The organism is Rhodococcus opacus, from assembly GCF_012396235.1.
GTDB lineage: Bacteria > Actinomycetota > Actinomycetes > Mycobacteriales > Mycobacteriaceae > Rhodococcus_F > Rhodococcus_F opacus.
In genome coordinates this window covers 118,250-130,576 of record NZ_JAAXPA010000008.1, presented here as the reverse complement: position 1 = coordinate 130,576, position 12,327 = coordinate 118,250, and the positions used below count along the sequence as shown (strand labels likewise).

Sequence of the window (12,327 nt, the reverse complement as noted above, 5' to 3'; positions counted from 1 at the left end):
CTCAGGCAGGGACCCGGCCGCTCACCCGGGCCGCACACGATCGCAGGAGGTCGGTGAGTTCCGGATCGTCGACGGCCAGGCGTCCGGTCTTGCCGATCGCCGCAAGGCATCCGACCACCGCGTTCTGCGCATCGTGCACCGGGACGGCGACGGCGCTGCGGCCCACCCGCACCTCGTCGACCTCTCGGGCCGAACCGGTGTGACGGACGGCGTCGAGTTCACCCCGCAGCGTGGCGATGTCGGTGACGGTCCGCGACGTGACCCGGCGCAGACTCGACGGCACCAGGTCCGGACGGGACGCGAGGAGGATCTTGCCGATCGCAGACGCGTGCAGGTGCGCGGCGATCGTGTTCTCGCCGCTGAGTTCGTGGTCGGGGTCCCGGTCGACGAGTCGCACCCGGCCGCCCGCGAACGACGCCAGATGGATCCCGAAACGCACCTGTTCGCGCAGTTCTTCGAGCACGGCGTGGTGGTCGACCGGGTCCGGCGCCGCATCCGCCCCCGCCAGCTGCCTGGTCCGCCGGCCCAGCGCGAACCCGGACAGGTCGGCGATCCGCACCAGATAGCCGTCGGCGGTCAGGAGATTGAGCAGCCGGTACGCCGTGGCCTGGGGGATCCCCGCGTGTGCGGCGATGTCTCGCGCGGTCGCCCCGGACCCGAGCTGAGCCACGGCCTCGAGCAGGGCGAGTGCCTTCTGCACGGCGCGTGGTTCGTGGCCCGCGATCTCCCCCGCTCGGGCGCCCATCACCGGGACCCGGGGGTACGTCCAGCCGCCGTCAACGCGAGGTTCCCGGCGGCGTCCGTGGCGAACACCCCGGCTCCCGGCAGCACATCGTCTGTTTCCGCGGTATCGAACACACCCATCGACCGCAGGCTCGCCGGGTAGCGCCATCGCAGGTACAGCTGCCACGCCGAACCCGACAGCAACAGGGTCAGCACCACGGTGGGGACCATAGCGAAGCCGTGGGCCACGTTCACGAACAGCATGTAGGCCAGGACGAGTCCGCCGGCGGCGCTGCCCGCGACTCCCGCCACCAGGACGAGAGGGGTGTGCTCCCCGATCCGGCTGAGGAACCGCACCGACGCCACGGCCACCAACACGTACGCCGCGACCACCGCACTCCTGGCAATCAACTGCACGTGACCGAATCCGGTCGACTTGCCGACGATGCCGAATGTCGCGGCACCGACGCACACGGCGCACACGATGACCGCCAGCGCCGCGTACGGGGTGCGGTAGCTCCGGTGCACCCGGGCGAACAGACGCGGCACGACTCGTTCGATCCCCATCGAATACAGCAGCCGCGACGCGGCATTCGACGACGCCATCGCCGACGCCAGCCACGACGTGCCCAACCCGAGGTTCAGGGCGATCACCACGGCCGAGTCGACCCCGGTGGAGGTGCCGTGCAGATACGCGTTGACCAGGGTGTCCGTGCGACCGGACCAGGCGGCCCACGCCGAGAAGATGAACAGAGCGCCGCAGATCATCGGCGTGAGCATCACGGTGCGGGTGACGGTGGCGAGCGGGCGCTTGGCCTCCGGCCCGAAGAACGTGGCGCTCTCGAAGCCGGCCAGGGCGAACACCGCGGCCAGCGTCATGAGCAGCGGCCCGTACGCGGAATCGGACGGCGGCACCGCGGCGTGCTGACCGCCCGCGCCGGTCACGATCATCAGACCGACGATGAACAGCAACGAGCACGATTCGACGGCGAGGATGGCGAGGGCCGCGAACCGCACCCCGCGGACCAGACAGGCGAGGATCACGATCGCGATCCCGGCGTAGACGAGGAGACGCTCGGCGGGTTCGCGCAGTTCCAGCCCGAAGAAGCCGAGCGTCGCGATCACGGCCTGGCCACCGTGGTACAGCGTCATCACCGCACTGCCCACGTACTTGGTCAGCATGGCGACACCCGCCGTCAGCGCGGCTCGCGTGCCGAGGCCCTGGAACACGAAACTGTAGAGACCGCCCGCGGCCGCCATACGTCGCGTGAACTGCGAGACGCACACCGCGATCAGGGAGACCACCACCGTCGCGACGACGATCGTGATCAGACCGCTCAGCAGCATCTGGTGGGTGAACATGGTGACGGGCAGGACCACCATCGACACCGCAGGCGCCGTCGTGGCCACCGACTGGGCGAGAACCTCGAAGCCCGACAACTGCCGCCTGCCCAGCGCACGCAACGGCGACAGGGCCTGACGTTCGGGCTCGCCGGTGGCGAACGAACGCGCGATGGCGTCGGAAAGGGCTGACATGCGCGTGAAACTAGCCGGGTCGTGTTGCCGAAAAGTTTCGGTTTCGGGTCGAACTCCGACTCGGGAGTGAGAACGGCCGGCGCCCGTTCTCGCTCGCCGGCCTCAGACTGTTTCGCCGCCGACAACTTCCCGACTCGCTTCCCTCCCAGGATGAATCCGGACAAGTTACCCGGGTCGCCGGGCGCAAGAATGGGAGCGCGAATTGGCATTCACACGTAGATCTTTCATGAAGGGCCTCGGGGCCACCGGCGGCGCAGGCCTCGCGTACGGCGCGATGTCGGCGCTCGGGCTCGCACCGTCGACCGCTGCGCCCGCCCGCACCTTCCAGCCGCTCGCGGCCGGCGACCTGATCGGCAAGGTGAAGGGCAGCCATTCCGTGGTCGTGCTCGGCGGCGGCCCCGCCGGTCTGTGTTCGGCATTCGAACTGCAGAAGGCCGGGTACAAGGTGACGGTCCTCGAGGCCCGCACCCGGCCCGGTGGCCGCGTCTGGACCGCACGGGGCGGCAGCGAGGAGACCGACCTGAGCGGCGAGACGCAGAAGTGCACGTTCTCGGAGGGCCACTTCTACAACGTCGGCGCCACCCGCATCCCGCAGAGCCACATCACGCTCGACTACTGCCGCGAACTCGGCGTCGAGATCCAGGGATTCGGAAACCAGAACGCCAACACGTTCGTGAACTACCAGAGCGACACGTCGCTGTCTGGCCAGTCCGTCACCTACCGGGCCGCGAAGGCCGACACGTTCGGCTACATGTCGGAACTGCTGAAGAAGGCCACCGATCAGGGTGCCCTGGATCAGGTACTGAGCCGGGAGGACAAGGATGCGCTGTCGGAGTTCCTCAGCGACTTCGGTGACCTGTCCGACGACGGCCGCTACCTCGGATCCTCGCGTCGCGGTTACGATTCCGAGCCCGGAGCCGGCCTGAACTTCGGCACCGAGAAGAAGCCGTTCGCGATGCAGGAAGTGATCCGCAGCGGCATCGGCCGCAACTTCAGCTTCGACTTCGGCTACGACCAGGCGATGATGATGTTCACCCCGGTCGGCGGCATGGACCGGATCTACTACGCGTTCCAGGACAGGATCGGCACCGACAACATCGTCTTCGGCGCCGAGGTGACGTCGATGAAGAACGTGTCCGAGGGCGTCACCGTCGAATACACCGCCGGCGGCTCGAAGAAGTCGATCACCGCCGACTACGCGATCTGCACGATCCCGCCGCACCTCGTCGGACGACTGCAGAACAATCTGCCCGGCGACGTGCTCACCGCGCTGAAGGCGGCCAAGCCGTCGTCGTCCGGAAAGCTCGGCATCGAGTACTCGCGCCGGTGGTGGGAGACGGAGGACCGCATCTACGGCGGCGCGTCCAACACCGACAAGGACATCTCGCAGATCATGTTCCCGTACGACCACTACAACTCCGATCGCGGTGTGGTCGTCGCCTACTACAGCAGCGGCAAGCGTCAGGAGGCGTTCGAGTCCCTCACGCACCGCCAGCGGCTCGCCAAGGCGATCGCGGAGGGCTCGGAGATCCACGGCGAGAAGTACACCCGCGACATCTCGTCGTCGTTCTCGGGCAGCTGGCGGCGCACCAAGTACTCCGAGAGTGCCTGGGCCAACTGGGCGGGCAGTGGCGGATCGCACGGCGGGGCGGCCACTCCCGAGTACGAGAAGCTGCTCGAACCCGTCGACAAGATCTATTTCGCCGGCGACCACCTGTCCAACGCCATCGCCTGGCAGCACGGCGCCCTGACGTCCGCCCGCGACGTCGTCACCCACATCCACGAGCGCGTGGCCCAGGAAGCCTGACCTTCCCCTCGAACAAGGAGTCGTGAACTGTGAAGTCTTTTCGTACCAAGGCCGTGACCGCCGCGCTCGCCGCATCCGCTCTGATCGCCGGGGCGGCGTCGTGCTCCTCCGAGGAGGCGGCAGCGGAAGCGCCCGGCAGCACGTTCGTCTCGAAGTCCGTTCTCGAAGCCGGCGAAGCGAATCCGATGATCGCGCAGGGTGTGGCCATCGGTGGCGGCACCGCCGTCTACAAGTCGAGCGGCATCGGTCCCGGCGCGTCCAACAAGGCCGCACCCGAGGGCACCCCCGAGTCGTACATCGACACCGACGTGTTCGCGGGCGGCGCACTCCCGGCCGGAGTCACGATCACCGAAGCGCAGGGCATCAACGCGCTGAAGCGGATTCGCGACAATCTCGAGGCACAGGGACTGACGCTCGAGGACGTCGTGACCATGCGGGTGTTCCTCGACAACGCCCCCGGCACCGACCGCGCCGACTACGCCGGCTGGAACCGCGCCTACCGGCAGTTCTTCGCGAACACCAACCTCGAGACCGGTGACACCGAACTGGTCCCGCTCGGCACCGCGGAACCCGCTGCGCCGATGGAACGGAACTCCGCGCGTCCCAGCCGGTTCGCGCTCGAGGTCGCGAGCCTGCCCGCCACCGGCTGGCTCGTCGAGGTCGAGGTGGACGCCGTGTACCCCGACGGTGAGGAGCCCCAGTAGTGGGGGCGCTGAGCCCGAGCCACTGGGCGATCATCGCGGTCGTGCTCGTGGTGCTGTTCGGGTCGAAGAAACTACCGGACGCCGCCCGCGGCCTGGGACGGTCGATGCGGATTCTCAAGACCGAGGTGGGGGAGTTGCAGGCGGACGCCCCCGAACTGGAGAAATAGGCGAAGCGAGCCGGTGGACCCCGCGTCCACCGGCTCGCTTCTTTCTTCGGGTGTCAGGCCTTACGCATGTACGTCCGGACCGTCAGCGGTGCCATGATCGCGACGATCACGGCGGCGCCGAGCAGCGACCACACGACGTGGACACCGAAGTGGCCGTCGTTGACGAGTTCACGCACCGCGGTCACGACATGCGACACGGGGTTGACGTTCACGAACGCCTGCATCCAGCCCGGCATCGTGTCGGCGGGCACGAAGGCGTTGGACATGAACGTCAGCGGGAACAGGATGAGCATCGAAATGCCCTGCACCGAAGACGCTTTGCTCATCAGAACACCCATCAGGGCGAAGATCCAGCTGATCGAGAACGCGCAGACGACGACGAGCGCGCCGGCAGACACCACTCCGACGACACCGCCGCCAGGCCGGTACCCCATCGCGATACCGACGGCGAACGTGATGGTCGTGGCGATGCCGTACCGCACGACGTCGGCGAGGAGCGCACCGGACAGCGGCGCGATGCGGGCGATCGGCAGGGACTTGAAGCGGTCGAAGACGCCCTTGTCCATGTCTTCCCGCAACTGGGTGCCCGTCACGATCGACGTGGTGATCACCGTCTGGACCAGGATGCCCGGGATGATGATCGGCAGATACGACGCCACGTCGCCGGAGATGGCGCCACCGAAGATGTACGTGAACATCAACGTGAAGATGATCGGCTGGACGACGACGTCGAACAGTTGCTCCGGGTTGTGCTTGATCTTGAGCAGCCCCCGGTACGCCATGGTCAGCGTGTTCGCGACGGATTGCTCGAGGCTGATCCGGTTCCGGGCCTCCGGAATCGGTTGGGGGCCCGCGTGAGCGCGGGATTCGAGGGTGGTGGTCATGCGACGCTCCGTTCGGTGTCGGCCTCGGTGGCGTCTGCGCCGTGGCCGGTGATGGTGAGGAAGACCTCGTCGAGACTCGGCTTCTGGACGGTGATCTCGTCGACGGCGATCCCGTGGTCGCGCAGTCGGATCAGGAGTTCCACGGCGAGCGACGGATCGGTCATCGGCGCGGTGAGGCGGCCGATCTCCGGGGTGATCGCGACCTCCACACCGAGGGTGTGGGCGATCACCGAACGCGCGTCGTCGGTCTGTCCGCGATCGACCAGCGTCAACTGCAGGGAGGAGACGCCCACGGACGCCTTCAACTCGTCGGCCGTGCCGTCCGCGATCACCTTTCCGCGGTCGATGACGGCGATCCGATCGGCCAGCTGATCCGCCTCGTCGAGGTACTGCGTGGTGAGCAGCACCGTCGACCCGTCCGCGACCAGCCTGCGGATGGTGTCCCACATCTGGGCGCGCGTCCGAGGGTCCAGACCCGTCGTCGGCTCGTCGAGGAACAACAGCGGAGGATGGGCGATCAGGCTGGCCGCCAAATCCAGACGTCGACGCATACCGCCCGAGAAATTCTTGAGCGGCTTCGTCGCCGCCTCGGTGAGGTCGAACTCCTCGAGCAGTTCCGTGCACTTGCGGCGGGCATCACCCCGGCTCAGACCGAGCAGTCGGGCGAAGATCACCAAATTCTCGACCGCCGACAGGTCCTCGTCGACGGACGCGTACTGGCCCGTGACACCGACCAATGAGCGCACCGCATTCGGTTCGCGCACCACGTCGTGGCCGAAGATGCGGGCCTCGCCGCCGTCCGGACGCAACAGCGTCGCAAGCATCCGCACCGTCGTGGTCTTACCGGCGCCGTTCGGGCCGAGCACTCCGTACACCGACCCGGTCGGGACGGACAGGCTCACGCCGTCGACGGCGCGCTGACGGCCGAAGAGCTTCACGAGCCCGTCGGCCTCGATGGCTGGGGGAGTTGCAGTGAGGTTCATGCCGTAGACGATGCAGTCCACCACTTGCAGCCGGCTTGCACGCCTCTTGCACGGGCTTGCGGGCGCTGTCGTCGGGTGATGCACAGACAGTGGTCGGAATCAGGGGCAATTGTGCCGGAATCTGGCGAATGTCTCGGCGAACGTCGGTCAGCGCCGGTGCTCTGCGCGTGCGCACGCCCTGTCGAAGCGCGCCTTGACGGTGGCGAAGTCGAAGAGGTCCCGCCACGTCCACCGGACGACCTCGTACCGGCGTCGCGGATCGCGTCCTCCCGGAGTTTCTCCCGGTGGACGGCGACTGCCGCCTGGTCACCGTCGACGCCGTATTCCCCATGCCGTCGAACTCCCCGACCACGCCGCATTCTGTCCAGAAGAAATCGGCCCGGCCGAGGAAGGCACCGGTGTCGTCGTGGAGCACGTGCTGGAGTTCGGGTGGCGGCAGGTCGTGCTGGCGGATCCGGATGCGGCTCAGCGATTCCCCAGGGCTCTCGCTGCGACCGTCGAGGAAGCCCGCTGCCCGCCGCGCCGTCGCGATGCCTTTGCGAGGTCCCGCCCGGCCGACCTCGTCCAGAATCTCGTCGAGCGTGACGAGTCGACGGTGCAGCGCCGAATCGCCGACGACGACGGCCTGGTCGAACGTCGAGATGCGTGCGGTGTCGACCACAGTCCGGGCGGGGGAGGTGACCGCCAGCCCGCCCAGGGCGACGACGTCGGTTGCGTCGAACCGTGTGGCGTGGACGTGGACTCCCGCGGTTCGGCCGCCGCCGGAGGCGTGGTTCCTCGTCAGATGCACCCGTTCCAGCGAAAGGTCGCCGAGATCCATGCCGTGCAGAAGTGCCGCAGACGTGTGGCTCACCACGATGCCGGGTGGGCGCGACTGCAGGGCTGCCGCAATGCGGGCCCGGTGCAGCGCAGGCGCATCGAGTGCGGCGAAGCGCTCGTCGGAGACGTATGCCCCCGCCGCGATTCGCACGAGACGTCCGGAATCGCGGGCATGCCGGATCTCGGAATCGGTGACGCCGTCGGCTAGGGCTCTGCGTCGGAAGATCACGTCGTCGCTCATGGCGACATCGTGCCGCACCCCGCAGAAGTGATTGGTCCGCTCACCTGGGCTTTCGGTGGAGCCTGTGGATAGAGCGCGGCATGTGGACTACAGCATCCGCGTGGATATTGGCCCGACGCGCGGAAATTGCGGGCGCATCTGGCCAATGTCTCCGCAGACGGGCGAATCCGCTAGCCGAACCGCGATTCCAGTGCGCGCCGGTCGATCTTCCCCGGACCTCTGACGGGGAGGGTGTCGACGAGGTGCAGTTCGCGTGGGGCGGCGGTGGGGTCGAGCGTGAATTCGACGAAGGAACGGAGTTCGGCGAGTGTCGGTTCGGTGCCGGGCTCGGCGACGACGACGGCGGTGACGCGGCGCCCCAGTCGCTCGTCGGGGAGGCCGATCACCGCGCATTCCCGGACGGCGGGGTGCGCGACGAGAGCCGCCTCGACCACCTGCGGGACGACGGTGAGACCGCCGGTGGAGATGGCTTCGTCGAGTCTGCCGGAGATGCCGAGGACGCCGTCGGTGACGGCGCCGGCGTCGTCGGTGCGGAACCAGCCGGGTTCGGCGAACGCCGGATGGTCGGGGAGTCCGCGGTAACCGGATGCGAGCATGGGCCCGCCGAGGAGGACACGGCCGTCACCGTCGATCCGTACTCGGGCACCGCCGAGGGGAACCCCGTCGTACACGCACCCGCCGCACGTCTCGCTCATTCCATACGTACGGACGACGGTGATGCCGGCGTCTACGGCGCGACGCAGGACGGGGGCGGGGGTCGCGGCTCCGCCGAGGAGCACGGCGTCGAGTGCGGCCAGCGACGCCACGGCTTCGGGGTGGTCGAGGGCCTTGACCAGCTGGGTCGGAACGAGCGAGGTGTAGCGGCGGGGACCGCTCATCGACGCGACAGCGGCAGGCAGCGCACCGGGGTCGAAGCCGTCGGCCACGTCGATCACCACCGGCTCGGTGCCGGCGAGGACACTGCGCAGCAACACCTGCATGCCCGCGATGTGGTGGGCGGGAAGGGCCAGCAGCCAGGCGCCCGGACCGCCGAGCCGCGCGTGCGTCGCGTCACCGCTGGCGCGGAGGGCGGCCGCGGACAGCATGGCCCCCTTCGGCACTCCCGTCGTGCCGGACGTCGCGACCACGAGGGCGACACCGTCGTCGATCGGCTCCCCGGGGTGCAACGCGTCCGTCAGTCGGCGGGTCTCCCGCTCGTCCGCGGCGGGGACGGGGAGCACGGCCGGGCCGGTTCCGTCGAGGATCGCCGACAGTTGCGGCAGGATGCCGAGAACCCCGACGCCCGACGGGACGGGCAGGACCTGCAGTTCGCTCACTGGGCAGGCCCGGCCAGCGGCCAGCCGCCTGCGGCGAGGTTGCTGCGCACCCGGTCTACGTCCGACTCCAGCGGCAACTCGTCGGTGACCTTGGTGATGAGCACCTGGATGTCGGTCTTCTCGATGGGCAGGTCGCCCTCCTCGACGAGGGCGTCGGCGACGGCGTCCACCTCGTCTTCCGACAGACGGCGGGTGAGCAGCGCGAACAACGGAATGTAGTCCTGCTCGGGCACGCCGTTCGGGTAGCCGGCTCGCAGCCAGCCGATGATGGAGGAGAGGAACGGTGGAAGGCTCATGGCTAGCCGGCGTCGCGGGTTTCTTCCGTGTCGCCGGAGCCGTCGCCGCATTCGGCGTCGGGTCCGACCGGCCACCCTCCGGCCTCGAGGTTCGCCGTCACCCGGGCAACGTCCTCCTCGGACGGTTCCTCGTGGGTGATCTCGCTGATGAGACGGCGGATGTTGTCGTAGTCGACGTGGCGTTCGGGTGTCTCGTGGGCCGTCTCGATGGACAGCGCAACGACCTGTTCGATCTCCTCGTCGGTGAGACGGCGACGCAGCACGGCCAGCAACGCGAAATGGTCCTTCGCCGGGATTCCCTCGGGGTACCCGGCGCGTAGCCAGTCGAGCACGGAGCGAAGTGAATTCTTGGGCACGCGTTCGGCCTCTTTCGTAGATGGAACGGGACTCGCGGTCGCCGCTCAGAAGATGTGGATACCGAAGCTGCTGGCCAAAAAGCCCTGCATCAAGAGAAGTATCCCAGTGATGATCGCGATCAGCACCACGGCGAAGCAGGCCCAGGCGCCGATCCGGCCTGCGAAGGTCGGCTGCGAGACTCCCTCACCGGTGTCCGTGCCGCCGAGCGACCGGAGTCCGAGCGCGAAGATCGCGGGGAGGCCCGCGCCGAACAGCAGTCCGACGAGGATGACCTGCCAGAGCGAGTCGATGGTGGTGGTCAGCAGTGTCATGGCGAGCCCCTCAGCGGTTCGTGGCGGGACCGGCGGAGTCCGCGGTCTCGGCCACGCCCGGTTCGATGGGTTCGGCGGGAACGTCGGTCTCGCCCGACTCCCATTCGGCGTTGACGTTGCCGGACGTCACCGGCTGCAGCCGGGAGCGCAAATACATGAACCCGGCGAGCACGATCAGGGCGGCGAACACGACGAGAACACCGGGCAGACCGCCGATCATGTGGGCGATGACCCAGCACACGGCTCCCACGATCGCCGCGGACGGCAGGGTGACCAGCCACGCGACGGCCATGCGTCCGGCGATGCCCCAGCGGACCTCGGCGCCCGTGCGGCCGAGGCCGGTGCCGAGGATGGAGCCGGTCGCGACGTGCGTGGTGGACAGCGGCAGTCCGAGGTGGCTGGACGTCAGGATGATGGCGGCGGACGAAGACTCCGCGGCCATGCCCTGGGGAGCGGCGATCTCGACGAGTCCCTTACCGAGCGTGCGGATGATGCGCCAGCCGCCGAGGTAGGTGCCGAGCGCGATGGCGATCGCACAGCTGAGCTTCACCCAGAACGGCATCTCGTCCTCGGCGGACAGGGACCCGTGCGCGACGAGTGCGAGGAAGATCACGCCCATCGTCTTCTGGGCGTCGTTGGTTCCGTGGGCCAGCGACACCAGGGACGCGGAACCGATCTGACCGATGCGGAACCCGTGTTCCTTGGTGTCCTCCGGCACGCCGGAGGTGATCCGGTAGACCAGCTTGGTGCCCGCGGTGGCGACCAGTGCTGCGACAACGGGGGCGAGGACGGCGGGCACGACGACCTTGCTGAGCACGCCGCCCCACTCGACACCGCTCATGCCGATGGATGCGATGGCCGCACCGATCAGTCCGCCGAACAGCGCGTGGGACGAGCTCGACGGCAGGCCCAGCAGCCACGTCGCCAGATTCCAGATGATGCCGCCGACCAGGCCGGCGAACACGATGAGCAGCAGATCCTCGCCGCCCACTTCTCCCAGATTCACCACGCCCTTGGCAACTGTCGCCGCAACCTCCACGGACAGGAACGCGCCGACCAGATTCAACGATGCGGAGAGCGCGACAGCCGCCTTGGGGCGCAGAGCTCCCGTCGCGATCGAGGTGGCCATTGCATTGCCGGTGTCGTGAAAGCCGTTCGTGAAATCGAAAGCGAGGGCGGTGACGACCACCACCAGGAGAACTACGAGCTCTGCGGTCACACCCAGATTGTGCGGATTTCAACCGAAAATGTACAGCTGACGTCCGGTGTCCAGGATCACTCCTGCGTATGGCTTCCCGTCAGTTCTCACCCTTCGGACGGGAGTCGCGGCGGATGGGGTGATCCTCCGGAATCTGCACCAGAACGATCGGGATTCCGTCGGGGTCCGCGATCCACATCTCGAACAGCCCCCACGGTTCCTGCCGGGCCTCGCGGTCGATCTTCACCCCGGCGAGAACAAGCTCGGTCTGGACCGCGGTGAGGTCGCGAACCTGCAGCCACAGGGCGCCGTCGAAGGAGGACGACTCACCGGTTCCGCCGTGCGCGGCAACCTCGATCAGACCCTGACCGGCGAAGAACACCGTGCCCCCGGGGTATTCGCGGGCGGTGGCGAGCCCGAGGATGTCACGGTAGAAGCCCAGTGTCGTCGTGTAGTCGCGCGGCCGCAGAATCGTCCTGCTGCTGAGGATCTCCACCCGTCACCCTCCTTCGCCGGGCCGGGCTTCGTGTCCCGTCCGGCCGTGTGTGCGTCGATCTTCCTTCATCTCCGCCTCGAACAGGTGCCGTCTTCCGTCGGCGAGTTCGTGACGTGCGCCCCGCTCGTGCTCGCGCAGCGGCGACCAGTAGTGATCGTCGAACTCTTCGACGAGCTGGAACGTCCACCGGCCTTCGACGACGTTGCGTCCCACGAGTTCGGTCTCCACCCGGTCCGCGACGGCCGCGTGTCCCGCGGCGCGGAGCGCGTCTACGGCTTCGCCGAGCTGAAGATCGGCGTGGCCGATCAGTTGATGGAACGAGTAGAGGTGCCCGCGGGCACGCTCGACCGTTTCGAGGGCCTCCGACAACTTCCCGAGCGCGGCGACGGTGTCGTCGCTCACTCCGGGCGGACGGCGGTGTTCCGGTGCGGGGACCTCGCGGTCGATGCTCATGTGGGTCAGTGTGCCCGAATCGGAGACGTCGCGTGC

The 12,327-nt window shown here is 68.2% G+C and carries 15 protein-coding genes; 4 read left to right on the top strand and 11 right to left on the bottom strand.

What is annotated here, in order from left to right:
• Position 1 precedes the first annotated feature (1 nt).
• Together HGB39_RS13045 and HGB39_RS13040 are read right to left on the bottom strand one after the other, a co-directional pair.
• Complete coding sequence (locus HGB39_RS13045; RefSeq protein ID WP_005564438.1) at positions 2-745, bottom strand: IclR family transcriptional regulator; 744 nt, start codon at positions 743-745, stop codon at positions 2-4.
• On the bottom strand, positions 745-2,259 hold the full coding sequence (locus tag HGB39_RS13040) for an APC family permease (protein ID WP_005564440.1): 1,515 nt from the start codon (positions 2,257-2,259) through the stop codon (positions 745-747). The genes HGB39_RS13045 and HGB39_RS13040 overlap by 1 nt, the downstream gene beginning before the upstream one ends.
• Positions 2,260-2,485: 226 nt before the next feature.
• Between HGB39_RS13040 and HGB39_RS13035 the strand changes: the two genes are divergently transcribed.
• The 3 genes from HGB39_RS13035 to tatA are packed head-to-tail and all read left to right on the top strand — an operon-like array spanning position 2,486 to position 4,937.
• On the top strand, positions 2,486-4,066 hold the full coding sequence (locus HGB39_RS13035; RefSeq protein WP_005564441.1) for a flavin monoamine oxidase family protein: 1,581 nt from the start codon (positions 2,486-2,488) through the stop codon (positions 4,064-4,066).
• Positions 4,067-4,095: 29 nt separating this feature from the next.
• The gene (locus HGB39_RS13030; protein ID WP_005564444.1) at positions 4,096-4,770 is read left to right on the top strand and encodes a Rid family hydrolase; all 675 of its coding nucleotides are present in this window, start codon (positions 4,096-4,098) and stop codon (positions 4,768-4,770) included.
• A complete protein-coding gene (gene tatA / locus HGB39_RS13025) occupies positions 4,770-4,937 on the top strand; it encodes a Sec-independent protein translocase subunit TatA (RefSeq protein ID WP_005252050.1) in 168 nt (55 codons plus the stop codon). Before HGB39_RS13030 ends, tatA begins: the two co-directional genes overlap by 1 nt.
• Positions 4,938-4,990: 53 nt before the next feature.
• Here the strand turns inward: tatA and HGB39_RS13020 are convergent, their stop codons facing one another.
• Both HGB39_RS13020 and HGB39_RS13015 read right to left on the bottom strand, forming a co-directional pair.
• Complete coding sequence (locus HGB39_RS13020) at positions 4,991-5,821, bottom strand: ABC transporter permease (RefSeq protein WP_005564446.1); 831 nt, start codon at positions 5,819-5,821, stop codon at positions 4,991-4,993.
• The gene (locus HGB39_RS13015) at positions 5,818-6,804 is read right to left on the bottom strand and encodes a daunorubicin resistance protein DrrA family ABC transporter ATP-binding protein (protein WP_043788634.1); all 987 of its coding nucleotides are present in this window, start codon (positions 6,802-6,804) and stop codon (positions 5,818-5,820) included. The genes HGB39_RS13020 and HGB39_RS13015 overlap by 4 nt, the downstream gene beginning before the upstream one ends.
• A gap of 406 nt (positions 6,805-7,210) precedes the next feature.
• On the opposite strand from HGB39_RS13015, the gene HGB39_RS40210 reads away from it, so the two are divergent.
• Positions 7,211-7,831, top strand: a complete 621-nt coding sequence (locus tag HGB39_RS40210) for a hypothetical protein (RefSeq protein WP_005564450.1) — start codon at positions 7,211-7,213, stop codon at positions 7,829-7,831.
• Between the two features lie 203 nt (positions 7,832-8,034).
• Here HGB39_RS40210 and menE read toward each other — a convergent pair whose 3' ends face one another.
• The 7 genes from menE to HGB39_RS12975 form a co-directional block, all read right to left on the bottom strand.
• Entirely contained in the window at positions 8,035-9,180 is a 1,146-nt protein-coding gene (gene menE, locus HGB39_RS13005; protein ID WP_005564452.1) for an o-succinylbenzoate--CoA ligase, read from the bottom strand.
• On the bottom strand, positions 9,177-9,476 hold the full coding sequence (locus HGB39_RS13000; protein WP_005252058.1) for a DUF3349 domain-containing protein: 300 nt from the start codon (positions 9,474-9,476) through the stop codon (positions 9,177-9,179). The genes menE and HGB39_RS13000 overlap by 4 nt, the downstream gene beginning before the upstream one ends.
• Before the next feature lie 2 nt (positions 9,477-9,478).
• Complete coding sequence (locus HGB39_RS12995) at positions 9,479-9,832, bottom strand: DUF3349 domain-containing protein (RefSeq protein ID WP_005258309.1); 354 nt, start codon at positions 9,830-9,832, stop codon at positions 9,479-9,481.
• 45 nt (positions 9,833-9,877) lie between these two features.
• Positions 9,878-10,144, bottom strand: coding sequence for a hypothetical protein (locus HGB39_RS12990; protein ID WP_005564454.1), 267 nt, complete (start codon positions 10,142-10,144; stop codon positions 9,878-9,880).
• Positions 10,145-10,154: 10 nt separating this feature from the next.
• Positions 10,155-11,363, bottom strand: coding sequence for an inorganic phosphate transporter (locus tag HGB39_RS12985; RefSeq protein ID WP_005564456.1), 1,209 nt, complete (start codon positions 11,361-11,363; stop codon positions 10,155-10,157).
• A 79-nt stretch (positions 11,364-11,442) separates the two neighbouring features.
• Positions 11,443-11,838: a VOC family protein gene (locus HGB39_RS12980; protein WP_005258305.1), complete on the bottom strand. Its 396-nt coding sequence runs from the start codon at positions 11,836-11,838 to the stop codon at positions 11,443-11,445.
• Between the two features lie 3 nt (positions 11,839-11,841).
• A complete protein-coding gene (locus HGB39_RS12975; RefSeq protein ID WP_005564458.1) occupies positions 11,842-12,291 on the bottom strand; it encodes a hypothetical protein in 450 nt (149 codons plus the stop codon).
• Between the last annotated feature and the right edge of the window lie 36 nt (positions 12,292-12,327).